The organism is Bradyrhizobium neotropicale (assembly GCF_001641695.1).
In the GTDB taxonomy this organism is placed as follows: Bacteria; Pseudomonadota; Alphaproteobacteria; order Rhizobiales; family Xanthobacteraceae; genus Bradyrhizobium; species Bradyrhizobium neotropicale.
In genome coordinates this window covers 37,444-63,241 of the sequence record NZ_LSEF01000026.1, presented here as the reverse complement: position 1 = coordinate 63,241, position 25,798 = coordinate 37,444, and the positions used below count along the sequence as shown (strand labels likewise).

The 25,798-nt window shown below is 60.2% G+C and carries 22 protein-coding genes and 2 pseudogenes; 13 read left to right on the top strand and 11 right to left on the bottom strand.

Features of this window, described 5'->3' with window-relative positions; translation table 11 throughout:
- Window positions 1–122: 122 nt before the first annotated feature.
- The 4 genes and pseudogenes from AXW67_RS40195 to AXW67_RS05390 form a co-directional block, all read right to left on the bottom strand.
- Window positions 123–329 (bottom strand): annotated as a pseudogene (locus AXW67_RS40195) (transposase); the annotation flags it as partial.
- A 238-nt stretch (window positions 330–567) separates the two neighbouring features.
- A complete protein-coding gene (locus AXW67_RS05400) occupies window positions 568–1,389 on the bottom strand; it encodes a gasdermin (protein ID WP_063677024.1) in 822 nt (273 codons plus the stop codon).
- A 21-nt stretch (window positions 1,390–1,410) separates the two neighbouring features.
- Complete coding sequence (locus AXW67_RS05395; RefSeq protein WP_063677023.1) at window positions 1,411–2,685, bottom strand: CHAT domain-containing protein; 1,275 nt, start codon at window positions 2,683–2,685, stop codon at window positions 1,411–1,413.
- A 2-nt stretch (window positions 2,686–2,687) separates the two neighbouring features.
- Window positions 2,688–4,682, bottom strand: a complete 1,995-nt coding sequence (locus tag AXW67_RS05390) for a hypothetical protein (protein WP_063677022.1) — start codon at window positions 4,680–4,682, stop codon at window positions 2,688–2,690.
- An 875-nt stretch (window positions 4,683–5,557) separates the two neighbouring features.
- Between AXW67_RS05390 and AXW67_RS05385 the strand changes: the two genes are divergently transcribed.
- The 7 genes from AXW67_RS05385 (at window position 5,558) to AXW67_RS42630 (ending at window position 11,713) form a co-directional block, all read left to right on the top strand.
- Window positions 5,558–6,628 (top strand): ComEC/Rec2 family competence protein, encoded by a 1,071-nt coding sequence (locus AXW67_RS05385; RefSeq protein WP_063677021.1) that lies wholly within the window; start codon window positions 5,558–5,560, stop codon window positions 6,626–6,628.
- Between the two features lie 2 nt (window positions 6,629–6,630).
- Window positions 6,631–7,455 (top strand): hypothetical protein, encoded by an 825-nt coding sequence (locus AXW67_RS05380; protein ID WP_063677020.1) that lies wholly within the window; start codon window positions 6,631–6,633, stop codon window positions 7,453–7,455.
- Window positions 7,456–7,879: 424 nt separating this feature from the next.
- Window positions 7,880–8,167: a type II toxin-antitoxin system Y4mF family antitoxin gene (locus AXW67_RS05375; protein WP_027556291.1), complete on the top strand. Its 288-nt coding sequence runs from the start codon at window positions 7,880–7,882 to the stop codon at window positions 8,165–8,167.
- Window positions 8,164–9,447, top strand: coding sequence for a type II toxin-antitoxin system HipA family toxin (locus AXW67_RS05370; RefSeq protein WP_063677019.1), 1,284 nt, complete (start codon window positions 8,164–8,166; stop codon window positions 9,445–9,447). The genes AXW67_RS05375 and AXW67_RS05370 overlap by 4 nt, the downstream gene beginning before the upstream one ends.
- A 588-nt stretch (window positions 9,448–10,035) precedes the next feature.
- On the top strand, window positions 10,036–10,551 hold the full coding sequence (locus AXW67_RS05365; protein ID WP_063677018.1) for a hypothetical protein: 516 nt from the start codon (window positions 10,036–10,038) through the stop codon (window positions 10,549–10,551).
- 455 nt (window positions 10,552–11,006) lie between these two features.
- Window positions 11,007–11,282: an MmyB family transcriptional regulator gene (locus AXW67_RS42635; protein ID WP_161491230.1), complete on the top strand. Its 276-nt coding sequence runs from the start codon at window positions 11,007–11,009 to the stop codon at window positions 11,280–11,282.
- Window positions 11,283–11,509: 227 nt separating this feature from the next.
- Window positions 11,510–11,713, top strand: a complete 204-nt coding sequence (locus tag AXW67_RS42630; protein WP_347336741.1) for an acetate--CoA ligase family protein — start codon at window positions 11,510–11,512, stop codon at window positions 11,711–11,713.
- 252 nt (window positions 11,714–11,965) lie between these two features.
- Here AXW67_RS42630 and AXW67_RS05355 read toward each other — a convergent pair whose 3' ends face one another.
- Together AXW67_RS05355 and AXW67_RS05350 are read right to left on the bottom strand one after the other, a co-directional pair.
- The gene (locus tag AXW67_RS05355; RefSeq protein WP_063677084.1) at window positions 11,966–13,051 is read right to left on the bottom strand and encodes a TRAP transporter substrate-binding protein; all 1,086 of its coding nucleotides are present in this window, start codon (window positions 13,049–13,051) and stop codon (window positions 11,966–11,968) included.
- Window positions 13,052–13,153: 102 nt separating this feature from the next.
- Window positions 13,154–14,833, bottom strand: a complete 1,680-nt coding sequence (locus AXW67_RS05350; RefSeq protein ID WP_063677016.1) for a thiamine pyrophosphate-binding protein — start codon at window positions 14,831–14,833, stop codon at window positions 13,154–13,156.
- Window positions 14,834–15,037: 204 nt separating this feature from the next.
- Between AXW67_RS05350 and AXW67_RS05345 the strand changes: the two genes are divergently transcribed.
- From AXW67_RS05345 to AXW67_RS05335, 3 genes are all read left to right on the top strand, one after another.
- On the top strand, window positions 15,038–16,513 hold the full coding sequence (locus tag AXW67_RS05345) for an aldehyde dehydrogenase (RefSeq protein ID WP_063677015.1): 1,476 nt from the start codon (window positions 15,038–15,040) through the stop codon (window positions 16,511–16,513).
- 128 nt (window positions 16,514–16,641) lie between these two features.
- Window positions 16,642–18,021 carry an amidohydrolase family protein gene (locus AXW67_RS05340; RefSeq protein WP_063677014.1) on the top strand — a complete coding sequence of 460 codons (1,380 nt, stop codon included), beginning with the start codon at window positions 16,642–16,644 and terminating at the stop codon, window positions 18,019–18,021.
- Window positions 18,022–18,137: 116 nt separating this feature from the next.
- The gene (locus tag AXW67_RS05335; RefSeq protein ID WP_063677013.1) at window positions 18,138–19,109 is read left to right on the top strand and encodes a Bug family tripartite tricarboxylate transporter substrate binding protein; all 972 of its coding nucleotides are present in this window, start codon (window positions 18,138–18,140) and stop codon (window positions 19,107–19,109) included.
- Between the two features lie 34 nt (window positions 19,110–19,143).
- On the opposite strand, the gene AXW67_RS05330 is transcribed toward AXW67_RS05335, so the two are convergent.
- The 5 genes and pseudogenes from AXW67_RS05330 to AXW67_RS05320 form a co-directional block, all read right to left on the bottom strand.
- Window positions 19,144–19,938: a GntR family transcriptional regulator gene (locus AXW67_RS05330; protein WP_082907789.1), complete on the bottom strand. Its 795-nt coding sequence runs from the start codon at window positions 19,936–19,938 to the stop codon at window positions 19,144–19,146.
- A gap of 131 nt (window positions 19,939–20,069) precedes the next feature.
- On the bottom strand, window positions 20,070–20,390 hold the full coding sequence (locus AXW67_RS44980; RefSeq protein ID WP_161491227.1) for an IclR family transcriptional regulator domain-containing protein: 321 nt from the start codon (window positions 20,388–20,390) through the stop codon (window positions 20,070–20,072).
- Window positions 20,387–20,671, bottom strand: a pseudogene (locus tag AXW67_RS41610) (IclR family transcriptional regulator domain-containing protein); the annotation flags it as partial. The pseudogene AXW67_RS41610 and the gene AXW67_RS44980, both read right to left, overlap by 4 nt.
- 18 nt (window positions 20,672–20,689) lie before the next feature.
- Window positions 20,690–20,959, bottom strand: a complete 270-nt coding sequence (locus AXW67_RS05325) for a helix-turn-helix domain-containing protein (RefSeq protein ID WP_063677011.1) — start codon at window positions 20,957–20,959, stop codon at window positions 20,690–20,692.
- A 273-nt stretch (window positions 20,960–21,232) separates the two neighbouring features.
- Entirely contained in the window at window positions 21,233–22,009 is a 777-nt protein-coding gene (locus AXW67_RS05320; protein ID WP_063677010.1) for a helix-turn-helix transcriptional regulator, read from the bottom strand.
- A gap of 263 nt (window positions 22,010–22,272) precedes the next feature.
- On the opposite strand from AXW67_RS05320, the gene AXW67_RS05315 reads away from it, so the two are divergent.
- The 3 genes from AXW67_RS05315 (at window position 22,273) to AXW67_RS05305 (ending at window position 25,734) form a co-directional block, all read left to right on the top strand.
- Window positions 22,273–22,836, top strand: coding sequence for a cupin domain-containing protein (locus AXW67_RS05315; RefSeq protein ID WP_063677009.1), 564 nt, complete (start codon window positions 22,273–22,275; stop codon window positions 22,834–22,836).
- 99 nt (window positions 22,837–22,935) lie between these two features.
- The gene (locus tag AXW67_RS05310) at window positions 22,936–23,796 is read left to right on the top strand and encodes an alpha/beta fold hydrolase (RefSeq protein WP_063677008.1); all 861 of its coding nucleotides are present in this window, start codon (window positions 22,936–22,938) and stop codon (window positions 23,794–23,796) included.
- A 375-nt stretch (window positions 23,797–24,171) separates the two neighbouring features.
- Window positions 24,172–25,734 (top strand): bifunctional 3-(3-hydroxy-phenyl)propionate/3-hydroxycinnamic acid hydroxylase, encoded by a 1,563-nt coding sequence (locus tag AXW67_RS05305; RefSeq protein WP_063677007.1) that lies wholly within the window; start codon window positions 24,172–24,174, stop codon window positions 25,732–25,734.
- Window positions 25,735–25,798 lie beyond the last annotated feature (64 nt).

Below are 25,798 nucleotides of genomic sequence, written 5' to 3'. Positions count from 1 at the left end.
CCGGTTCGATGAGCGGGATGTGGAAACGGAGCCAAGGGTGAACCACTAAGGCACCGCCAGACGAAAGAGGCGGCCAACAGATATGTTCAGCCTACCGCCACCGCGCCACATCTCGACTCTACCCAGCGATTGAACCGATTGTAGATCGTCGTGTAAGGACCATAATCGGGCGGGCAATCGCGCCAGCGTGCACCGCACTGAAGCATGTGAATGATACCGCTGACGATGCGTCGATCATCATCGCGCGCCGGTCCGGTCTGGTTCGTTGGCAGATGCGGCTTTATCCGAGTCCACTGTTTGTCGTTGAGCCAAAACAGTCCTGTGCGCATCGAAGTCCCCGTGTCGAATCAATCGGTGCGAGGGAATCACAGTTCGCTAATTAGGTACAAACCCTAGGACAGCGCTAATCACGCCGTTCCCGTGCGACATAGGAAATCACTGTTCCGTCCTCCGACAGTCGAAGGTTGTCCAGATCGGACGTGGGACCTTCGCGAAGGCGCTGGGCCAGGCCCAGGCCCAGCGGCCTCGGGATCCCCTTCCGCGACGATTGTCGCGGAGGGAATTGGTTCAAGTCTGCGGCGCGGCGGCGAAGCGCGGGAACGTCGATCCAATTCGGTCGCAAAGCCAGCCCGTTTCGGCGGCGGCCGCGCTCGTGCTCAGTCCTTCGCCGCTCATCAGTTGCAGCTTGCTTCGCTCGACACGGAGCGACCGGTAGGCGCCGTTCTGGAAGCAGAGCTGGACAGCCTGAAAGCCGAACACCAGCGGTTTGTTCGCCTCGAAGACGAGACCCTGGTCGCCTTCCGTCGTGATCTTGAGGCTCGCATCGCCGGACGCACCTAGACCGGCGATTTCAGGCATCTCGACTTTGCCGTCGACCAACGTGCCCTTTGAGGTCGACACAACGAGTGAGCGCGCCTTCAACACAGAAGTAGTTACATAGACGTCATCGCCATCGAGCATCTGGCGAACAGTCGGACCTTCAAGATTGAGGCTCCCAGACACTAGGAATTCATCCAGCGGCTGGATATCGATGGCATCTTTTTTTACGTCCCTCAGCTCGAAGGAGAATTTGGCAGACTTGTTCAGCTTTCCCGAGATTTCCGCCCGGGCCTGGCCGAGCCACTGCGTGAGCATTGCGAGCCCAAGTCCAGAATCGAGCGTGGCGCTCTTAGTAATCGTGAGATCGGCTGCTTCGATGTCACGAGCGATTTCGGGTTCGGGGTTCTTTCCGGCTGCGAACAGATTTGCAAGTGTCCCTAGCCTGAAGAGCTCCTTCCCTTGTCGCGCGAAGCAGTCCCCCGGGGAGGTCCGCGCCTCCGGCAACGGGATGAGACTGTAGCCGAGCTTGTGGAGTTCACGAACGAGTGGATCGCGACAAAATCCAAGCATGACCATTCTCCTTATCAGTTGTTAAAACCTTAGTTCCGAACTTCCGTAAAGCGAATAGAAGAGCCCGAAAGGAAGTTGTTCGTCATCGATGAAACGCCACCGCGCTCGGTGCATCGCGCGCCCGAGTGGCAGGCCGGCGAAAAGGCCCTCATAGACTAGGCGCGCGAAGCGCGCGGCAAGAGGAAAATCGACTGGAGTTTCGGTCGCAACGATAGCTCGCGCTGGGGTCCAATTTAGAAGGAGTTCGACGAGCGACAGCCGACCTTTAGGATTGATCGCTCCTGAGCCACAGGCGTTGAGGAAGATGAGCGGGCCCGCGATGTCGTTAGAGTTTGCCTCTCGCTTTCCGGCGTCGAGGAAGGTAGCGCCCAGCGACGCGAGTTTTATGCCGAGCGCCTTCACCTCCATTTCCTGATCGCGCAGGCCGAGTGTTTCGCTGCCATCGTCGTGGCGCGTGCAGTGACACGAAAAATGCTGGATCTGGTCCCCGTAGCCCCGCATCTCTGGCTCGCGTGACAAGGTAAAGCGCGGGTCGTGAAGGCAGCGCCCGAGCATCGCCACAGCGCTCGGCGCGTCGATAACATGGTCCGGCCATGGCTCTTCGGCGACGAATTGGGGCTGCGACCCAAGCCACTCGGCGTCACTGAACGTCGTGCGCCGGTTGTCTTTCTGGTAGAACCCAGTGTTGCGGATGATCTTGATCGGCATTCGCCCTTCCGCGCAGCGCTCGAGCTCAGTTCGGCCGTCGAAGGCTCTCGCAATCTGTCGCGTAACGATCGCGCCGAATGCCGGGAATCGGAGCACGGCCCTCGCAAGCTGCTCGTCCGTCTCGACGCGCTCAATCGGTCCGAGTGCGTTGGTTGGATCCATAATCGGCAGCAACTCCAAAGGAAAGCTAAGAAGGTCGAGATCGGTGCTTTCAACGATGAGGCTGATCCGCGCTGGGTTTTGGCGTCGGTCTCCAATACCAAATGCGGACGCAAAGATGTCGTAGAGGCGCGGTTTGGTTTCCCTGTCGACCAAGTTGACAATGAACTCGCTGCCAATCGAGCGGAGGTGGTAGAGGGCTGCGTCGAGCTCGCTCCAAAAGGATTTGTGTGACCGATTGGGGAATTTGCAAATCTGCTCGTGGAATTCGTGGAGGCTTTGCGGCAGGTGCTTGCTCAATTCACCAAGAGCGTGTGTCGTCCGTTCTGTGAGCTCGATCTTTTCCTCTTTGCCTCCAACTTGGCTAAAAAGCAGGAACCTACGCGCCCCATCTTTTATGACGGTGACGATCAGATCCGTCGGCTGCATGTTCAGCTCTCGATTTTGGCGCCAAGCGATGCGAACTGGATGACGCGCCCAGCTTGGGTTACGGTCACGCGGAAGCGGGGTGCTTCATCGGGTCGCAGGTCGGGATCGATGCTGTATGCGAGGTGCTCGGCATTCGAGCGGCTCGCGCGGGGCGCCGCGATGCGAGCGCGTCGGCGCCGTGGAGTGAAGCCGTCGGCGCTGATCTCCACGTCGAACGGAGCCTCGTCGGCGTCGATACCATCGTCGATGTGTATCCGGGTCGAGAGCGCATCGTCCGGCGCCAACGCGTCAAAGAATGTCTCGAGCACGTATTGGCCTTGCCCCGACTTTAGGATGGCGTCCTTTCCGACCATGCAACGCTCGAGGTCGGGCGTGCGAAGTATTAAGTTGAGATAGCCTTTGTAGTTGACCAGTGGCGGCGGGGCGAGCGCGCGCCGCACGCCTTCCTCGACCGCCGAGGCGCCGGCTGGCGCGCCGAAAGTGCTCTTGCTCCTCTCCAGCACGATCGGCTCGAAGCGAGCGAATGCATAGCCAGCAGCGAGCGACAAGCCGGCGAGGAGGAAAGGATTGAAGACCGCGATCGTTGTAGGCTGCGCGAGCAGGGAGCTGGGGAGCCAGAAGGCAGCGATAAAACCGCCGAAGGCGCCCGTAACGTATCGCAGGACCGCGACTGGTGCCCGAGGGGCATCGGCGTCCAGTGGATGACTCGTGATTGCGGAGTAAATAACTGAGTTCACTCGCACCCAAGCGCCAAGACCGCCGCCGATCATGGTGAGGAAGGGAATCACCGCGGTCGACGGTTGCGGCGTCTCCAACCCGGTTGGCAACGAGAGTGGCAGGGGTGGTGCTCCCGGCAGCAGCATACAACCGCTTAGGAAGGCAACGGCAAGTATGGCGCCAACCCCAAAATGTGTGGCGCGGCTGACGGGCCGAAGAAACGGCAGGTTCGTCCAGTCGCGTTCGGCGCTGGACGGCGCGGCGACAAACTCGACGATCTTGTCGAACCAGGCGAAAAGTTGCGGCGCAGCATAGCCGAGCAGGAAGGAGACCGCCGCGTTAGCATAAGGCGAAGTGCTCCCAAGAAGCGGCCCCGTGCTGGCCCCGAACAGCGCGCCGAGGCTTATCGCCAGCAGAATGCGTATCGGGGTGCCTCGACCGAGGCCCGCCGTGCGCGCCAGTGAGCGCAGTGCGTGGGCGGCGGCACCGAGCGTCCCGAACAGGAGCGGGATAACAAGCGCAACGAGACCCTCGATTGTCTGGTGCGCCCCCGCCGCGTTGACCGGCGGAATCGCTGCGGACCGGAGCACATCGACCTGCGTCATGGGATCGAAAGCGACTGCCCGACGGCGCGTCAGGTTCCATTGGCCGAGAAGATGATCGATGCTGGTCCGGCGCTCGAAAAGATCTTTCGTCCGCACGCAGAGGTCAAAGACATGCGTTCTTTCGGTCAAATCAACGAGGTCGCTCGGCAAGGAGTTCAATGCGCAGGAGGCGACCAACTTGGGGGGCGTGGTAGATTGGATCGAGAGCGCGGTCTTTTCCCAGTCCGTGGTCAGCGTCGCTAGTTGGTTTTGAATCTCGCTGGCCTTGCCAAGGACGATCTTGCCGAACGCCGCAAAGCCGAGGCAGAGGAGCGCGATGAGCCCGAGACCCAGACACAGGCCCACGAGCGCTGTGCGGATTAGCCGCAAGCGATGGGCGAGTTCTCCTATCTCGGGCGAAGCGGGAGGCTCTCCGGCCAGCGCCATGGTAATCCGGATCTGCTCCGGGGTGATCGGCGCTGCGGCACGCGATAGCGTCGCGAGCAATTGGTAGAGCCGATCAGCGACGCTCGCGTCCTTCGCGATCTTATCAGCCGACATCGACAGAACCGGATCGAACGCTATGCTAGCGGAATTCCGGATCAGGTATTCGTATAGGACACGGCCGTCAGCCTGTGCCCTTATGATATCCGTTTCGATCGAAAATGACGTTCCAAAAGCAGGAGAAAATACCACTGAAGTTCCCCCTGTAATCAATTGGGGCAGTATACTGGCGCTCTGGGTCTGCTCAAGGTACTAGTTGCATCTATTCGGATGTACACTCTACGATTTTTGGTCTCGCCAGTCACGGGCTGCCCGACCGGCAACTTCCCTGCTCGCAGGCCGACTGAGCCAAAACCTTGGCTTCACGGGTCGTTTATTGCATTGCGACCTTTTGCCCGGCGCAACTCCACTCAGCGAACCGTACTGGATTCCGTTGCCATCGGTCAGAATTTCGGAGGCCTGGCGATCCTCATCGGGTGCGGCAGCGCGGACGGTTAGATCGCGCCACCCTCATGGCACCAAACAACGCTCCTGCCGCAACACCGCGAATTATCGCGAGGACATGATGGAAAAGTGCGTTCTGTTCCGACAACAGCAGGATTTGTGCGTTCGTTTTGAATAATGATGTACAGATGGTCGGTGAGTCCAGCGAAGCTGCGACCGCTGCTCTATTCCATCTCCACAATTGAGAGCGTCCATGCGCAATCATGATCTTGTCTCCGGAAGCTTCCTGGGGCTTACCGCAGCCGGAGTCGCGCTGCTCTGCTCAAGCCTCATCGCCTTCGCATTGATTTAGCGCCAGCGCACCAGAGTCGTTGTTGTGCTCTATGCATGCCGACGATTTGAGGCATCCGACACGGATGCGGCACCGACTGGCGCGGCCTGACCCGGAGAGATTTTGTCCGAGGGCGTCGGGCGCACGAGCGTCATCTGACTTCCCGTAGGGATGGTGGATGCGAGTTAGCCGCGCCTCTTACTCGCGGATCAGCAGTAATTCATTTGCCATTACAAGTGATTGTCGGAACAGCGTCCTCCGCTAGAGGTTCGCCGGGTTAGAGAGGAAAGCATTGGCTAATTTCTTTGAGATTGATTTTTTGGATGTTGAAGCGAAAAGCAGCGGCGACGCCATTTGCGTGCGCTATGAGTTGAACGGACAGACTTTCATCCATGTTGTAGATGGCGGCTACCAATCAACCGGCGAGAAGGTCGTCGGCTTCGTAAACAAGTACTATGGCAATCCGAAGCGGATCGACCACGTTATCGCTACTCACAACGACGGCGATCATGCCGGAGGCCTGCAGCGTGTCTTGGAAGACTTTGAGGTCGGCGCGCCTTGGATGTTGCGTCCTTGGGTCTATGCCGCAGAGCTTCTCCCTCGGTTCAAACGCTTTACAACAGTCGAGGGATTGGAGAAGGCGCTGAGGGAAGCCTATTCAAACCTTGCAGCGCTTGAAGAGATCGCTCTCCGCAAGAAGATCTCGATTTATGAGCCGTTTCAGGGGAGTGCCGTTGGTGCGTTCCGGGTCATGGCCCCGACCCGCTCACGCTTTCTAGATCTGGTTGTTTCGTCTGATAAAACTCCCGAGGAGAAGGGCCTCCTCGAGATTGCGCGCGACGCCGTCATTCGCGTCGCCAAAGAGGCGAGTGCGCTTGCTCGAGCCGCTTGGGGTGACGAATATTTTCCAGCAGGCGAGACGAGCAACGAAAACGAAATGAGCGTCGTCCAATATGCCTGTCTAAATGACTGCAAAATCTTGCTTACCGGCGATACCGGCCGAGCCGGACTCCAGGAGATCATCGACTATGCGCCCTCGGCAGGATTGACCTTACCGGGCATCGATCGGTTTCAAGTTCCCCATCATGGCGGACGCCACAACGTTACGACCGAATTGCTCGACAAAATCTTGGGTGAAAGAAAGACGCAGCAGGGCGGCAAAACGACCTTCAGCGCCATTATCAGCTCGGCCAAAGCCGATGAGGACCATCCACGCAAGTCCGTTGTCCGGGCCATGCACCATCGCGGCGCGCACGTCATCTCGACCGAAGGTTCGAACAAGCGGACGTCCAAGAATGCGCCCGAACGTGATGACTACAGTCCCGCTGAGTGCCTGCCCTATCCAGACGAACAGGAAGATTGAGATTGGTCGCCATCACAGATTTCTTCGACAGCTACGCCCGGCAAGCCAGGTTATTTCCCGGTCTGCTGATGGTCTTCCCGCCATTGATGACCGCGTTAGCTTGGTTTCCGCAGCTAGTTCTTTCCAACGTCGGTACAACTCTTCTGACGATTGCGGTTTCTTGCGGCCTGCTTTACGCGCTTGGATCTTGGGCGCGCACTCGGGGCAAGAATATCGAAGACGCTTTACTCGCACAGTGGGGCGGCTGGCCCACAACACTGAAGCTTCGCCATGCTGGATCTTTGGACCCTTCGACATTGGCGCGGTATCATGACTTTTTGAAAAACAATGTTCCCCATTGGCAAGTGCCAACGCCTGCGGAACAAGAGTCCGATGTGGCGAAAGCTGATGGTGTCTATGGTTCGGCGGTGAAGTGGCTCAAGGAGAAAACCCGCAAGGGCTTTCCTCTTGTAGAGAAAGAGAACGCCCAGTATGGATTCCGGCGCAATCTACTCGGTATCCGGCCAATCGGCATCGCCGTTTGCGGATTTGCGGCGATTGCCTCCATAGCGGCGATCCTTGCGCAGACGACCGGGCTCAACGACACTGCACTTTGGGCTGTATTCTCGAACCAAAGATCCGAAGTTTGGGCCGCGATCGCAATAGACCTTCTGGCTTTGATTGCGTGGTTTGCTGTGGTCAACATCGAGTGGGTGCGGCAGGCCGCGGACCAGTACGCAGACGCACTCCTTGCGGCGTGTGATCAGTTGAATGCGAGAAATGCCTCGGCGCCGCCTGGAAGGGCTGGGACTAGACCTAGCGAAACCGCGAGGAGCGAAGTCCGTTGAGATATCTGTTTTGGAGTAAATGGGTCCAAAGAAGAGGTACTGACGATCTCGCGACAGGTTCAAAAAGATCAGACCGTGGTCGTCAGTAGAGCAGATCGTGACCTGAACGGGCGTCCTTCGCTCGTAGTCCAAATTCGGGAGTCTGCGGGCGCGCTATGCTCAGAAGCCCGACGGCAAGACTTCATATTCGCCCATCCTACCGCCCAGTAACTCCGCTTTTTGCTTGGAATAGCTGGCCGGAGACCTGCCTGGTTAGCAGGTCGATCTGCTGGGCCTGTCCGCCAAATCCCTGAAAAGCCTGATGGAATTCTATATGCCAGCGATCGTTTACATTTGTAAATGTTGCCGAACGCCGACATTGACGATTGTCAGCGAACGCTGACATCTGATAATGTCAGCGAACGCTGACAAAAATGGATTCCCCATGCTCATCCGCACACCCGCCGATCTCGGCGCCGTTATTCGCGACCGGCGCAAACGGCTCAAACTCGACCAGTCGACCCTTGCCAAACGTATCGGCGTCAGCCGTCAATGGGTCATCGAGATTGAGCATGGCCATCCGCGCGCCGAATTGGCGCTTGTGCTTCGGGCATTGGATGCTCTCGGCATTCCGTTGAACGCTAACCCCGAACTGAAGACGAGCCGCGGCCCGGCACCGACCGCCGTTGACATCAATGCTATTGTCGCCAAGGCGAAAAAGAGCAAAACATGACAAACGAACTTGTCGCCCTCCTGGATGGTAACGAAGTTGGCCGCGTGCGAAACGATACACGCGGCCGACTGACCTTTGTCTACGACAGCGACTGGCGTACCGCGCAGGATGCTTACCCCCTCTCGCTCTCAATGCCGCTCGCCGCTGAAGAGCATGGTCCGGCCGCCGTACAGGCGTTTCTCTGGGGACTTCTGCCGGACAATGAGCGTGTGCTCGATCGTTGGGCCAAGAAATTCCAGGTATCGGCCCGCAATGTCTTCGCTCTCATCGCCCATGTCGGCGAGGATTGCGCAGGAGCCGTTCAATTCGTCACGCCTGATCGTTTAGAGGCTCTCAAAGCAGGACGAGACGACAAGGTCGAATGGCTAGACGAGTCGGACATCGCAAAGCGGCTTCAGGCCTTGCGTGAGGATCACGCGGCTTGGCGTCTGCCGCGCGATACGGGTCAATTCAGTCTAGCCGGCGCACAGCCGAAGACGGCGCTTCTTCAGAAGAAAGGCCGTTGGGGCCTTCCATCGGGGCGCATTCCGACCACACATATCCTCAAACCCCCGACCGGCCATTTCGATGGTCACGCCGAGAACGAGCATGTCTGTCTCGTACTTGCGCGCAGTCTTGGGCTACCGGTTGCAGAAACCAAAGTGATGCGGTTCGAAAATGAAGTCGCGATCGTGATTGAGCGTTATGACCGCCAACCGAGCGGGAACGACATCATTCGGGTCCACCAGGAAGATGTCTGCCAGGCAATGGGCGTGCTGCCGACCAAAAAATATCAAAACGAAGGCGGGCCCACGCCGGTCGATATAATCGAGCTCTTGCGTACCTACTCGACACACCGTGAGGCGGATATTGAAACATTCGTCAACGCCCTGGGATTCAATTGGCTTATTGGAGGCCCCGACGCGCATGCCAAAAACTACTCTCTGCTTCTGGCCAGCGGCCCTCATGTGCGTCTTGCGCCACTCTATGACGTAGCCAGCATTTTGCCATACGATGATGTCGACATACGCAAGATCAAGCTCGCAATGAAGGTAGCAGGGGAATACAAGCTCGAACAAATCGGCTTGCGACAATGGCAAAAATTTGCTCGCGAAACGCGCGTTGATGCGGACAAACTTATTGCAGGCCTGATTTCTATGGCGGATCAGATCCCTGATCTCGTGACCGCTATCCGCGCGCGCGCGGAAAGAGAAGGGTTAGACAATGCCATCATAGAGCGATTGGGGTCGAAACTAAGCGCTCGAGCCAAGGTTTGTGAGCGGCTTCTGAATGCGACCTAGGCTCATCTCTTGTTCGATGCTCGGCGTCCTGGACCGGGTGACCAGTCTCGTGTTGAACAACCGGAGCCTGTACCTGATGGCGCGATTGTATTCTCAGTCGTTCGACGACTAGGAGGCAGCTTTATCTCGTGGCAGACCTTAGCACGGAACGCGCTGCCCAAGGCGCGGAAACGCGCAAACAACCTCATGAAAAGTGGCGACGCGCTCTTGCGTGTGATGTCCTTGGCAGCAAGGTACCTAACTGCGCACGCATTCTGTAGACATGCTCAGATTATCTCTCAAGCTGCGCCTCGCATTCCCCCCACACGCACGATGCCCGCTATTTGAACGGCGAAAAACTAGACTTGTCGTTGCGCTCGCATCGTGCGTTTTTGCGCTCGCCGTGCAGCATTCGTGCGCTGCATCGGGTTTTGCGGGGAAAAGCATCGTGGGCTTGAATGGCTCTGTATGGGAGTTCTGAAAATTGCATGATGTTTTGGATCTCTCCAGTGCGAATAGCTGTTGAGCCAGTTCGCTGCGCCTCTTGACCGTCGTCCGTTATTCGCGTCAACGAGAGCCAGTACCGATCGGAAACGCGAGCGAAAGACGATGAATGTGATTGATCAAGCGAACGGCTCGGAGTTGCCGCCCGCCTTGCACAGATCATCAAGACGCTTCCTGTGGGCTTTTGCGCTGATAGTCGCAATCGGGCTGTGCGTCGGCGGAGCCTATTTTGGGATCGACATCGAAAAGTTCATCGAGAAACCGGCGTCGCGTGAGGTGGCCCCAATGCCAGCCTTCTCACCTGAGGACAGGGCGACGCTTTCGGAGATTCGGTCAGGGCAACAGGAGGCAAGCGAGACGATCGCGGAACTCAACCGCAACATAGGTGCGCAGCAAGCCGAGTTACAACGAATATCGGATCAAATCGCAGCGCTGAGCTCAAGAATCGAATCTTTACAGAATTCCGCCGCACCTGCGTCTCTTCCTCCGGCTCCTCCTCCGCCGCCAGCACAGGCCGTTTCGAAGCCGGCCAAGAGGCTCGTCCAGCCCTCTAAGCCAGAAGGGCCGGTTTCCATTGGGGGCGCGCCGCTGATCTCGGAGCCGAGAACCGACCCGCATTGATCGGATCATAAGAGAATCATGCGCAGACCAGCCGCAAGAGATGGCTTCACTGCGAAGATGTATGTCGAGGCAGGGAGAAAGCGGCAGCAAGGCAATCGAGAATCATCATCGCTCATTGAGAGATCAGCTCGATGGTATCCATCGGCTGTTTCACGCCTTCTCTTTAATACGCAGCAAATGGCATGCCTGCCTCTCTATGCCGGCCCGGTTAGTCTTTCACTGCCGTCACTTGGGCTGGCCTCGCACCGACGAGCTATTCCTAGAGGAGAGGCCCCCGTTCGTCAGGAACCCTCCCAAGGACGTGAGGCGATTTCAGACATCGCGACCACAAAGAGTTTCTGAGGTGGAAACGGACGCCGCCGCCGCTCGCGAATTGATCCGTTGGGCAGCGCCTATATGGCGCTCCGCGGTATCGCCGCGGACTTCGATGGCAACGAGCACGATCATCGCTTCGGCTGGTTCGCGCTCGCCGCGTCGTTGCAGAGTTCCGCGCCAATGTCGGAACCCATCTGGAGGACGAGACTAATCTCCAAGCCCTTACCGAAGAGCTTCGGGTGAACAGTCCCTTGTTCGCAAGTCTATGGGACGAGCAGAGCGTGCTGTCTCGCGAGGGTGGTACGCGGACCTTCAATCATCCGCAAGACGGCTTTCTCAGCTATGAGCAGGTGACATTTGATCTTGCAAGCCGGTCCGAACTGAAGCTGACCATTCTTTTGCCAGTAGAAGAATAGCTGCGGCATGGCTGCATTGGCGCGCGGCCATAGCCCGATTAACGCCAGCTGGACAACGGCCAAGTGGGTTGGTGGCAAGTTTGTCGTAGCCATCGCCGTCCGACGGCGTTACTTGATCCTTTCGAAGGACCGCTCAACCCGGCGTGACCGTCGCCAAAATGGTGGGCGGCGGCGTTCAGACCATCATCGGCGCGCACCGCGATCCCATCTTCGGCCCGTCGTGATGTTTGGGCTCGGCGGCATCTACACGGAAGAAGGATACGGTTCTGCGCTGCGCGCCAGTGAGCCATGAGACCGCGCTCGACATGATCCGGTCGATCAAGGCCTTTCCGATCCCTGACGGCGCGCGCGGACAGCCCAAGGTCGATCTCGATGCGCTTGCCAAATGCCATCGCAGCCCTTTCGCGCTTCATGGCGGCGCAGGGCGATGAGGTGGAGAGCTTCGAGATCAATCCCTTCATTTCTTTGCCGGAGGGCGGGGCGGGGTGGGCGCACTGATCCATGTGAAGGTCAAACTCCGCCGGTACAGCGTCGCCTATTTCAGCCCGGTAGCCGCCGGAGAACAGCCACGCGTCGCACCGTTCCAACCGCGTGTGGATTGGCCCTTTGCCCCGAACCGAGAAAGAGATCTTCGAGGGGAGCGGGCCGTCTTATTTGCCGCTCTATCGAGAGAGATCGGCCGCTCAAGTCTTGTACAGACTGTAAAGATTGGATTCGAAGGTGGCCTCCGCCACCCTGAACCATGTCACAATATCATCGCGAAATTTGAGCCACTCGCGGTAGATCTTGCGGAATTCGGGATTCTTCTCGGCTTCCTCGCCGTAGAGGCCGAAGGCCGCACGGTATCCGCCTTCCATGATCTCGCGCGAGAACGGCCTGAGCTCGGTACCGCCCGCGATCAGCCGGCGCAGCGGAGCCATGTTGCTTGAGTCGTAGTGCGCGAGCATGTCCCAAGAGGCTTCCGCGGCTGCCACTTCGAACGCGCGCTGGTAGTGCGCCGGCAGCGCAGACCATGCCCTGACGCCGACATAGAAGGCCAACTGACCGGTGCAATCCCACCAGCCGGGGTAGTAGTAGTATTTGGCGACCTTGTTGAAGCCGAGCTTCTCATCATCGTATGGGCCGACCCATTCGACGGCGTCGATCGTGCCGCGTTCCAGCGCCGGATAGGTGTCGCCGCCGGCAATGTTCTGGGGGACGACGCCGAGTCTGGCGACGACATCGCCGGAAATTCCGGGGATGCGCATCTTGAGGCCCTTGAGATCATCGAGAGTGTTGACTTCGCGGCGAAACCAGCCGCCCATCTGAACGCCCGTGCTGCCGCCGGGAAAATTCACGATGCCGTAAGCCTTGAAGAACTCCCTGAACAGCTCGAGCCCGCCACCGCGATACATCCATGACAGGTGCTGGCGCGGTGTCATGCCGAACGGCAGTCCAGTGTCGATCGCGAAGGCCCGATTTTTGCCGCTGTAGTAGATCGACGCCGTGTGTCCCATCTCGACCGTTTCGTTCTGCACGGCATCGAGCACCTGCAGGCCGGGCGCGATCTCGCCGGGACCAAACACCTGGATTTGCAGGCCGCCCTCGGTCATCTCGGCGACGTGCTTTGCGAGACGAACGGCGATGCCGTGGATCGTGTCGAGGTTCTTGGGATAGCTGGAGGCAAGGCGCCAGCGGATCGTGGCCTTCTCGGCCCGGACGACGGACGGCGCTGCGAGCGGCAAGATGCCGAGCGCGGCGCCTGCAACGACAGCGCGGCGAGTTTTCATGATTTCCACCCGGATTTGTTTTTTGAGTTGAGTGCAGTCAGTACAGCGCGTTCAGTCCATTGTTGCGTTCGACATCGTTCATGAGCGCGGTTGCGTGGGCATCTAGAGCTCCCGCTCAATCACCGCATCGAAATTGGTTACGGGCGGAAACGCTTCCTTGTCGATCACGACGTCGATGATGAACGGATCGGATGCCTTCATCGCCGTCGCTATCGCTGTTGCGAGTTCCTCGCGATTGGTCGCGCGCGCCCCTCTGGCGCCGAGCGCGATACCGGCGGCGGCAAAGTCGACCCGCCCGAAGTCGTTGGCCTGCGCGACCACGTTTCCGTTCCAGCGATATTTCTGCTCATGGTACTCGAAAGCCAGCGCGCTGTTGTTCATGACGATGATGACGACGGGCAGCCGGTATCGGACCGCCGTCTCGATGTCGGCCAGATGATAGCCGGCGCCGCCGTCACCGGTCACGCACACCACCTTTTCGGCTCGCGCCATCTGAACGCCGAGCGAGGCGGGCAGCGCCCAGCCGAGCGATCCCACCGCACGGAAGAACGAGTCGTAACGCAGGATCGGATACAGGACCCCGCTCCAGGCCGCCATGTAGCCGGTGTCCGCGACGAGGGTGATCTCGCCGGCATAGCGGGAGAGCTCGTCAAGAACCGAAAGCGGCGAAAGCACGGCATTGCCGGACGCCGCGGCCGTCAGATCGCGGTGGCGTGCGGTCCATTTGCCGGCATCGGCGCGGCAGCGCGCGAGCCAATCGGGCGCGGCCTTGACGCTCTCGCGCTTGGCGAGGTTGAGCAGATCCGTGAGGAAGATCTTGATGTCGGCGCGAATTCCGAGACGAGGCGCGTAGGTATTGATGAGAGCGACGGGGTCGTGATCGATCTGGATCACGGTCGCGTGCCGGTCGGGCAGGGTGTAGCCATTGGTCGCGAGGCCACCCAGCCGGGTGCCGAGCGCCAAGACGCAATCGGCCTCGGCCGCGAGGCTGTTGGCGGTCACGGACGAATAGCGGCCGACGATGCCGCAGAAGTTCGGATGCGAAGTCAGAATGGCGGGTTTGCCGCCGGCCGTCGCCACGAGCGGGATGCCGGCGAGGTCCGACAGGAGGGCGAGCTCCGCCCACGCGCCTGCCAGTCTCACGCCTTCTCCCACGAACAGGACCGGGCGCTTCGCCTTCCTGAGCAGATCCATCGCCGCAGCGAGGTCAGACTCATGTGGCGCTGCCCCGTTTGCCGCATTGCCAGGACGCTGGTCGGGCGGATTCAGGATCTGCGAGGCGCCCGGCATGGCGAAGAAATTCTTCGGCACGTCGAGATGTGTCGGCCCGCAGGTCGGCGTCGCCGCGATCTGCAGCGCCTGCGACACGAGGCCGCCGGTCATCTCGGGCGCGGCGACGGCGCCGTTCCATTTGGTGACCGGCTGGAAGATCACGTGCTGGTCGAGGTCCTGATACTCGTTCATGTGCAGCGCGTGCGTTGCCGTCGCGCCGGTTAACGCAAAGACCGGAGATTGCGCCCAGACCGCGTCAGCCAGCGCCGCTGCGACGTTTGCCGCACCCGGTCCGGCCTGTCCGTAGGCGGGCGCCACGCGGCCGCTCGCGCGGGCATAGCCGTCGGCCATGTAGACCGCGCTGGCTTCGCTGCGTGCCACCACCATGCGGATGCCGGCATCGCGAAGCGCGATCCACAAAGGCTGGTCGCCGCCGGTCAGGAGAAAGAAATTTTCGACTCCGGCACTCTTGAGTGCGACGGCGATGTCGGTGGCTACGTTCCTCGTCATTCCTGCTCCCCAGCCTGCAGAGCTTTGTCATCCGCCCTGCTATAAAATATGTAATACCGTATTATGATACGCGCATATTTGTCAAACCGGCGGCTTGTGCCTCAGACCATAGGCAGCCCGTTTTCGAAATCGCTTGACGATCATAAAAAATAACTAATACGATAATACGAAACTTATTAATTTATTTGCCGGCGACGAGGTGCCATGAAGAAGTATCAGATGTACATCGGGGGGAAGTGGGAGGATCCAGCCTCGGGCGAGTGGTTCGAGACTCTCAATCCCTACACCGCCGAGCCGTGGGCTCTGATCCCGCGCGGCAATGCCGAGGACGCTGCGCGCGCGGTTCAGGCCGCGCATCGCGCGATGCATGTCGGCCCGTGGCCGAAGCTCAATGCCACCCAGCGCGGCGCTCTGATGCGCAGGCTGGGCGATCTCATCGCGGCCAATGCGGAGCGGCTGGCCGAGATCGAGGTGAAGGATAACGGCAAGCTGATCAGCGAGATGCGCGGCCAGCTCAACCACATTCCACAGTGGTATTATTACTTCGGCGGCCTCGCCGACAAGATTCAGGGCTCGGTCATCCCGATCGACAAGCCCAACATGTTCACCTACACAAAGCACGAGCCGGTGGGGGTCGTGGTCGGAATCATCCCCTGGAATTCGCCGTTGATGCTGGTTGCGTGGAAGCTCGCTCCGGCGCTCGCGGCGGGAAATACCGTGGTGCTCAAACCCTCCGAATTCACCTCGGCATCACTGCTCGAGATGATGGCGCTGGTGGAGGAGGCGGGCTTCCCGCCCGGTGTCATCAACGTCGTCACCGGCTTCGGCAACGAGGTTGGACCGGCGCTCGTCGAGCATCCACAGGTCGCCAAGGTCGCCTTCACCGGCTCCGACGCCACGGGCCAGAAGATCTACGAGGGCGCCGCGCGTGGCCTGAAACGGGTCAGCCTCGAACTGGGCGGCAAGTCTCCCAACATCGTGTTCGACGACGCCAATCTCGACAATGCGGTCAACGGTGCCATTGCCGGGATCTTCGCGGCCGTCGGGCAGGCGTGCATCGCCGGATCCCGGATGCTGGTACAGGAATCGGTTCACGACGCCTTCGTCGAAAAGCTCCTGAAGGCGGCCGCCACGATCAAGATGGGCGACCCCATGCGCGACGATACCCAGGTCGGGCCCGTCGCCAACCTGCCGCAGTTCGACAAGGTGCTCGCCTATATGGAGATTGCCAGGAAGGACGGAGCGCATCTGGCCCTGGGGGGCGATCGCGCCCGCCGGCCGGAATGCGGCAAGGGTCTATTCGTCGAGCCCACAGTGTTCACCGGCGTCAGGAATAACATGAGGATTGCGCAGGAAGAGGTGTTCGGTCCGATTCTCTCCGTGATCCCGTTCCGCGACGAGGAAGACGCCATCGAGATCGGCAACGATATCCTGTTCGGCCTTGCAGCCGGCGTCTGGACGCAGAACATGAAGCGGGCTCATGTGATGGCCGACCGGCTGAAGGCGGGCATGGTGTGGGTCAACACCTACCGCATGGTGAGCTACATGGCTCCTTTCGGCGGCTACAAGCGCAGCGGCCTCGGCCGCGAGAACGGCATGGAAGCCATCAATGAATACATGCAGACCAAGACCGTCTGGATGAGCAGCGGCGACGAGCCCTATCCATTCGTTCTCAGATAGGCTGTCCGAACGCCGTGATCCTGGCGCGACGCGCCAGGATCAATTGCCAAATATCGGTATTAGATACGATCAAAATTAATGACCGCTTGGATCAACCAGGCGGCGCCAAACAGGGAGTGGAACCCATCATGAGAGCCGCATCGGCCGTTGCCTTGGCCATTTCGGGCCTGTTTCTGTCCGTACCCGCTCAGGCGCAAAACAAGGACGTCTCAAAGCCCGTTGTCCTGACGGGCGCCACGCTGATCGACGGACTGGGTGGCAAGCCGGTCGCGGATTCCATTCTCGTCATCGAGGACGGTCGCATCTCGGCGGTTGGCGATGCGAAGTCGGTGAAAGCGCCGGCCGGGGCGGAGGTCATTGACCTCAAGGGCAAGACGATCATGCCCGGCATGATCTCCGACCATTCCCACATCGGAATCGTCCGGGGACTCAAAGTGAGTCCCGATAACTACAATCGCGACTACATCCTGTCGCAACTTCGGCAATGGGAAGCCTACGGCGTCACCACGATCACGTCGTTAGGCTTGAACGCGCCGGAGTTCTACGACCTGCGCGCCGAGCTGCATGCGGGCAACGTGCCCGGCGCGGATATTTTCGGTGCCGACCGCGGCATTGGCGTCGCCATGGGCGCGCCACCGGTGGCGATCGTCCCGGTCGGTCCGAGCCAGATCTACCACCCGGATACGCCGGAGGCGGCGCGGGAGGCCGTGCGGGAGATGGCGGGGCGCAAGACCGACCTGATCAAGATCTGGCTCGACGATTTCGGTAAGCTGCTGCCGGTCAAGGTCAAGCCCGAAGTCTACACGGCTGCCGTCGACGAGGCCCACAACAACAAGCTTCGCGTTGCCTTCCACATCAATGATCTGGAAGATGCCCAGGCGGCCTTGAAGGCCGGCGCGGATATCCTGGCCCATGGCATCCGGGACAAGGAGATCGATCCACCAACGATCGACCTCATGAAGACGGGCGCTGCCTGGTATGTGCCAACCCTGGCGCTCGACGATTCCAATTTCATCTTTGCGGACAAGCCGCAGGTCACCGCCGATCCGTTCGTGAACAGGGGGCTCGATCCTGCCGTCAAGACGCAGCTGGAAGATCCGGCGTGGCAGCAGAAGGTTCATGATGCTCCCGGATCGGAGCGCGCCCGGAAGGCACTGGCGATGAACCAGAAGAACCTGATGACGCTCTATCGCGCCGGCATCAATATCGGGTTCGGATCCGATTCCGGCGTAGGCCTCCGCTTCCCCGGCGTTGCCGAGCACCGCGAGCTCGATCTCATGGTCGAGGCCGGTCTCACGCCGCTGGAGGCGTTGACGATTGCGACCAGTGGCGCTGCGAAGCTGCTCAAGGTGGAGGACCGTGGCGTGTTGCAGGCGGGCAAGCTCGCCGATCTCGTCGTGCTCGATGCCGATCCTTCGGTCGACATCGCCAACGCCCACAAGATCTCGGCCGTCTGGCATCGTGGACGACCGGTTGCCGGGTCGATCGCGACATTCGCGCGACGATAACGATCATGGATGGCGGCGATCGGACTTGCTTTCCGGTGGTCGTCTTCGGTTCGGCCGCGACCCGAGCAGGCCTCGGCCGGACACACTGCTCTTGATAATAATCCGGGGAGAGACGCATGGGAAAGCTCACTCGACGTGCTGTCGTCGCGGCAGCGCTCGCCGCGCCGTTCGCAGCCAGAGCCCAGGAATGGCCCGCAGGCCAGATGAAATTCATCGTGCCGTTTCCGGCCGGTGGAACGCTTGATGCGATCGCGAGGCTGGTCCAGCCGGGCTTGCAGCAGCGGCTGGGCACCACGATCATCATCGAGAACCGTGCGGGAGCCGCGGGCAGCATCGGCGCCGCGGCGGTCGCAAAATCGCCGCCGGACGGCCGCACCTGGCTGTTCGTGTTCGATACCCACGCCACCAATCCGGTGACGCAACCGAGCCTGCCGTACAATTCCGAGACGGACCTCGATCCGGTGATGCTCGTGGGCACGGCGCCGAACATCATCGCCTGCCAGCCTTCACGGCCGTATCAGACGCTGGCCGAGCTGATCGCGGCGTCGAAGGCGAAGCCGGGCGGATTCGGATTTGCGTCGGCCGGCACTGCGAGCCTTGGCCACCTGACCATGCTGCTTCTTGCCAAACGCTCCGGCGCGCAGTGGGTGCACGTGGCCTATAAGGGGGCCGCTCCTGCCGTCAACGACGCGATCGCCGGACATATCGACCTGATCATCGCAGCAACCACGGTGCTCAACAGCCAGGTCGAGGCCAAGCTGCTACGCCCGCTCGCCCAAACTGGCTCGACACGGCACCCGACCCTGCCCGATGTGCCGACGCTCGTGGAAAGCGGGTTTCCCGATCTGGTTGCGACGCCATGGTGGGGACTGTATGCGCCAGGAAAGACGCCAAAGCCGATGATCGAGCGTTTCCGCGCCGAGATGAGCGCCGTGCTGAGGGAGGAAAACGTCACGGAAAGGATAAACGCGATGGGTTTGACGATCGTCGCCAGCGATCCGGACTACATGCGAAAATTCTTTACGGAGCAGTCCCAGATCTGGGGACAGGTGGTGCGCGACAACGGCCTCAGCGCCGATGGCGGCTAGCAGGCCGGCACACGAACTGGCTTGAGATCATTGCCTAAGCTGTTACGCGCCCCACGGGATTATTCGGCATCGCGTCGCGCCTGGGCCGTCCTCGCGGGCGTTTTGCCCGAAGCGCGGCCTCGGCATCCAGCGCAGCCTGGTGTGCCGCCGCGGCCTCGAGCTGCTCAAGCACTTTGAGCGTCGCCTTTGCACCCATGTTGACGTGGTTTACGGCGGCTTGCCAGGCCGCCTGAGGCTTCCGGGCCATGATGGCGTCGATGATCCCATGGACCTCGATGGCATTCTCTTTCAGGCGTTCGGGCTGCGCCAGGACGATCGGACGAAGATAGCTCAATCGCGCGCGAATGACGCTGACGAAGCCCTTGATGACGCTGTTCGACGAAACGCTCATCAGGAATTCGTCGAGCTCGTTCTTGCACGCAAGCACCTTGGCGATGCTGCCGGACTTGAAGGCGCGGTCCAATTCCCGCTTGAGCTTCTGCAAGTCCTTGATCTGACCTTCCGAAATCTTCTCGGCGGCCGTCCTCGCGGTCAGCCCTTCCAACATAGCCCGGACCTCATAGTGCTGCCGTGCCTCGTCGGGCGACACCCGAGCCACGACGGGACCTTGATTGGGAATATTGTCGACGATCCCTTCTGCCTCGAGCTGTCGCAGGGCCTCGCGCACGGCCGTTCTACTGACACCGGTCCATGCGCACAGCTCGCTTTCTTTCAACCTCTCCCCCGGTTGAAATCGACCATCAATGATCGCCGTACGAAGGTTGCTTGCGACTTGCTGTCGAATCGGGGCAGCCGTGACGGGCACGCGCTGAACTTTGGAAGCTTTCACCCAAGGAAGTCCTGATTCTGATCGAACAAATGCGATGATACAATACTATGTGGTTTTGCCTTTATTTGGCAACGGACATGAGCACGGCCAAGGCCCCTCCCAGTCAGACGCGCAGGGGGGATGGGTGCAAGCTATCTGCCGGGGGCGCGGCGTTCGACGGGACCGCCAAGGGAGCGAGAATCTACCCGCCCTGTGTGCGCGATCCGCAGAGTAGTCTTCCAACCTAGCCAGGATCGGCTGAGGCTAGCAAAGTTCCGCAGCAGGCTCTTCTGCGCTTTGCCCATGGCGGAAGGTTGGCCAGGCAGGTTCTGGCTCAGCGGCCGTCCACCGGCCGCGAGCGGCTTTCCGGAAGGATCAAGAATGGCCGTTCCGACGCAGCGAGTGCCGAGGATAATCTCTTCGTCATCGATCGCGTAGCCTCGAGCGCGGACAATGGTGAGATGGGCCTTCAACTGCTCGGGATCGCAGATCGTCTTGTCAGTGAATTTCCGAGGCCATCGCGCAGCGCAAGTTCGACCTGCGCGTCGGATAGATGAGCGAGGATCGCTTTGCCCTGACTCGTGCAGTGCATCGGTTTTAGCGCGCCGAGCCTGGCGCTGGATCGCTCGGAATGTGCACTCTCGAAGCGGCCGAGGGACAGAACGTGATGACCTTCTTGAACTGCAAGATAGGCGGTCTCACCGGTCAGATCGCGCAATCGCCTCAATTCCAAGGTCGCGATCGATGCCAGATCCGATGATGACCAGGCGTTCTACGCGAGATCGAGGAAGTTGAAGCCGAGCGTGTACGCTTGCGTGCGGGGGTCGGCCCGGATCAGTCCGCGCGAGATCGGCGCCGCAAGAATGCGGTATCGCGTTGCCCTGGGGATACCCGTCTGCTCGGCGAGATGCACCTGATCCAGCAGGCCCGGTGATCTGCCGATCAACTCGAGAATGTCGCAGGCCTTACCCAGCAGCGCCGTCCCGGCGACGTTCTTGGGATGGATCAGCTCTGGTGACCACTCAAGCTCATTTTCGGGCATGGCGCGATTTTAGTTTCGTTGGATGAGACTATCCAGCCTGCGGCAGGCGGGATACCACCTCGTTCGGCCGAAATGCCCATACTGAGACTCGACGAGTTGAGCCGAACGGGCGCGTCGTCAAGCCTTTACTTGCGGCGCCGTCTGCCGGTTTCGTCCCGGAAGGTTAGTTCGCGCAAGCGCTGCAAACCGAGGGCAGTCGGTACAGTCATCTCGGTCGACATCTAATCTGGCTATCTGTGCTGGGCCGGCCACGCGCGAGTTAGAGGACTTCAGTCAATTCAGGCCATGCGGCGAGGCAAGCAGGCGCAATACAATTGCGAAGAGTTCGTTTTGAGAGACAATGCCTAGCTTCCTGTAGGCACGCTTCCGATAAGTCAACGCCGACTGTAGGCTGATGGCCAAATCGGCAGAAATCGCCTCAGAACTGAAGCCCGAAAGAATGCGCAGGCACACTTCTCTTTCGCGGCGCGTCAAGCGTGTCAGCGGGGCGCTCGTTGAGAACAGAAGTTCAAGCTTACGGAAAGGATTGTGATTCGGCGCGATCTGGGCCTGAAAATGACGCGCCACTGCGGCGCCAACGCCAGGCGCGATCCTGTTCAGCCGCGCGACCTGCTCGGAGTTGAATCGGCCCTGCGATGTCGTTCGGTAGAAGTTCGCATAGAAACAGGTGTGCTCGACCCAGATCGCCGTCGCGAACTTGTCGACAATATCAGCATCCTCGAAGAAGATCTTGGCGTATCTTGCGCTGTACATCCGGCGCGCAAAGGTCGGCAGCACGATCGGCGAGGCGCTCGCCCGTTCGCGAAAGATCACATCGCGGTTTGGATCAGTGAGATGGAAGTGGCTTGAATAGGCAGCACCGAGATCGGGCCCGGTCGGAATATTGCCGATATCAAGAAGGCAGCGTGCCGTCCGCTCGTCGAACGTGAAGACCATGCAGTGACCGACGCCCGCGATGCGTCGCAATGTATCGATCAGGGCTTGCGGGAAAACGGGGCGCCCGATCGCCAGCACTGCAGGCGCGATGTCGTTCTCGTCCGGCCCTTCCATGGTTTCCTCCTTCGCATCTGTTTTTCTGCAAACCTATCAGCCGCGTTCCGATCTTGGAAGCGGCACCCGCTGTCGGTGATTACAGCGCTATCCGGACGTGAAGCTGGACGTCAAGTTCAACCGTCATTCGTTGTCTGGCTTCAGCCTCCGTCGGACTCAGCTCGAAAGGTGCTTGGACGGATTTTCGACCGCGGCGTCTATTGACAATACGAAACGTATTGTATTGTAATTGGCACTCGCCATCCATCGAGGGGTCACATCCAATGAGCGATTTGAAGGACGAAAAAACCGTCGGGCGTGCGGCAGAACGCAAATACAAGCCGGTGCGACGGATCGTAACCGGAGAAGACAGCCACGGGCGCTCCATGATCTTGTCGGATGGGCCCACGCCGAATGTCACGATAACGAGTTTTGCGTCGGTGGCGCAGGTTCTTTGGGCCACGGGCTTAGCCGCAGCACCTGGAGACGATCCGGCGCCTGCTGGTCACTCCTTCGGGTTTCACTCCGAAGGCGGCTCGTTGCTGAGGATCGCCGACTTTCCGCCGGATGAAGAGATCGACACCGCTCGGCTCGCTGAATTCCTCGCCAAAAATGAGGTTCTTGGAGAGCGGCCCGGTCGGCATTTCTGGTTTCACAAGACCCATTCTCTCGACTACGCGATCGTGCTGGAGGGCGAGATCTTCGCCATGATGGACAATGGTGAGACGCTCATGCGCGCCGGCGATGTCCTGATTCAGCGCGCAACAAGCCATAGCTGGTCAAATCGATCGGGCAAGCCATGCCGCATGGCCTTCGTGCTTCTCGCACTTCCGGATGGTGAAAGCTGAGTGACGGGTCCGTCATCTCGACGGACACGTGATCACGTGGCGAGGCGACTCTCGCCCGCCCGCGAGGTGGGCGAAGTCCGTGCGAGTGGAGGATGTCAAATGCCGCGTCGTTTTCGACAAGATGCTGTCAAGCTCCCGAATGGACTTGAAATGCACTACCACGAGTGGCCGGGACAGCAACCGACGCTGATATTCCTCCATCCCTCCCTTGGCTATGGCCGGATGTGGGAATTCATGGCGGAAGCGATGGGGGATCGGTTTCACATCTACGCTCCCGACCAACGCGGGCATGGTCGTACCGACAAGGTCGACGGCGACTATTCGGCGCAAGAATACGCCGAAGACCTCGTGATCTTCATGCAGGAATTGGGAATCGATCGTGCGGTCCTTGTCGGGCATTCCCTCGGAGGGCGTGTTGCTCAGGTATTCGCGGCCCGATATCCGCAGCGTGTGTCGGCCCTTGGGCTGATTGCCGGCCCTCATCTCAGCAACTTTTATGGTACGCGCGACAGTGCGCGAAGTGTCCTCGAAGGCGCGTACGGCACGATAAGCCATCCTGATGAGTTCGGATCGAAGGAGGAGGCCTATGCCTTCATGAGGCCGATAAAGCCTTTCACCCACGATCCGGATGCCGCGCTCCATCATCGAATTGAGCATAACTATGTGCATACCGACGATGGTCGGTTGATCCCGCGGTATGACAAGATTCGAGTCGCGCAGGGGCTTGTGCACCTGAGCTATAATCTGCGTCCCTACGCGGCACGGGTAGAATGTCCCGTCCTGATCTTGCGGGCCAGCCTGGGCGCCGCGCTTACGCGCGAACAAGCCGATGAAATCGCACGCTTCTGGCGAAACGCGCATGTGGTGGACGTCGAGGGGCACTACGCCCTTCAATTGGAAAACCCCGCGGGCGCAGCAAAGGCCATTACGACATTCTTGTCGAATGCTGGGGTGCTCTAAGTCGCTTGCACGTTCACTGATCCCGAGGCCGACAGAGAGGCCGAATCTCTTCGGAGCTCACCTTTCGAACGTCGTTGCTCTCATAAAGCGTGCGGCATCGGGCCGCCGTGGCAAAAGGGCCTCCCGGAATGGCGAAGCCCACGCCCGGTGCAGGCCGCAGAAAGAGGAGGTCAGGTGCACCGAGCCGGAATTCTCTCGGGCGCAGCGTTTTCAGCACCACCTCGGTTGCTCAGTCGGGATGGGCGCAACCGCCACGGTTCTTGCGAAGGGGAGTGGCCTCCTCGCCGGATGCGTTAGAGAAATGGTTGGCAAGCAGGTAATCATAGACTGCATCTATCGATAGTCTCCGCTACGAACCGCATTGGAGATCACGCCTTGCAGCATTTCGACGTCGTCATTTCAGGTTGTGGGCCGACCGGCGGCGTGCTGGCAAACCTCCTGGCCGCGCAGGGCCTGAGCGTCTGCGTCGTGGAACGGTTCCCGGAGGTGTATCCGACTCCGCGCGCCATCGTTCTGGACTGGGAGGCGATGCGCGCGCTGCAATATTGCGGCGTTGCCCACACCCTCTTCCCCAGCACGCGGCCACATCCTGGAACGGACTTCCTCGGCGTCGACGGCGAGATTATCAAGCTGTTCGATCCGGCCCCGCCACCCTACGCGCTCGGCTGGCCGTCGACCTCGACCTTCATCCAGCCGGAGCTCGAAAAGATGCTCCGGCGCGCGCTCAGCTTGCGGGCGAACGTCACCATGAAGCTCGGCTGCACGGTCGCGGACTTCACGGAGGATACTTCTCGTGTCATCGTCACGATTGCTGACAGCGCGACTGGCGCCCGTGAAACCGCGACCGCCGCGGTCCTGGTCGGCTGCGACGGGGCCAATAGCGAGATTCGCAAGCGTCTCGGTTTCAGTCTTGAGGACTATCGCTTCGACGAATGGTGGATCGTGGTCGATGCCTGGCAGCTTTGCGACACCGAGCTGCCGCGCAAGACCACGCAATATTGCTGGCCGTCGCGGCCGGCGACCTATGTCGTCGGCCCCGGCAATCTGCGCCGATGGGAGATCAAGCTCCTGGCGCACGAGAGCCCGGCCGATTTTGACGATCCGGCGCGGCTGCGCGCGGTGATGGCGAATTATGTCGACATCCGCTGCTTCGACATCTGGCGCAGCGCAACCTACCGCTTTGCGGCGCGGGTCGGAGATCGTTGGGCGAGCCGGCGCGTATTCCTGGCCGGCGACGCCGTCCATCAGACGCCACCTTTTCTTGGCCAGGGTCTCTGCGCGGGTCTGCGCGATGCCTTCAATCTGGCGTGGAAGCTCGTCTTTGCGCAGCGTCACGGCTGGTCCGATGCCCTGCTGTCGACCTACGAGACCGAGCGGAAGCCAAATGTCGCAAAGGTCATCCAGCACGCCAAGGAGTTCGGCCTCATCATCGGCGAAATGGACGAGGCCCGTGCGCTCGAGCGTGACCGGACGCTACGCGCCGAACTGCGCGAAGGCCGGATGACGACGACGCGCCAAGCCTTCATTCCCAATCTGGCGAACGGCATTCTCGTCGATGATCCATTGTCGGGAAGTCTCATGGTTCAGCCGGAGATCGTCAGCCAGGACCGCGCCCGGCTGATGGACGACATTTGCCCGATGGCCTTTCTGTATGTGACTGCCAATGCGGCCGCGCAGGCGTGGATGGAGCCTCACGCGGATGCTTGGCGGCGCATCGGTGGCCAACGGATTGTCATCCAGTCGTCGGTGCAGCCGGCGCCAGATGGCGTCACCGCGCTCGTCGAAGCCGGCGACATTTTTGCCAAATGGGCCGCCGCCAACAGCACGGCGGCGGTGATCGTCCGCCCCGATCGCTATGTCTATGCCACGGTCCAGGACGAGAACGATCTGGCGCGCAAGCTCACGCGTTTGGATGCCCAATTGGGGCTCGCTGACTGAAGCAGGAGAGACGAATGCTGCCGCTGTGGAATCGAAAGCCGACCTTCAACATCACCAGGGCGAG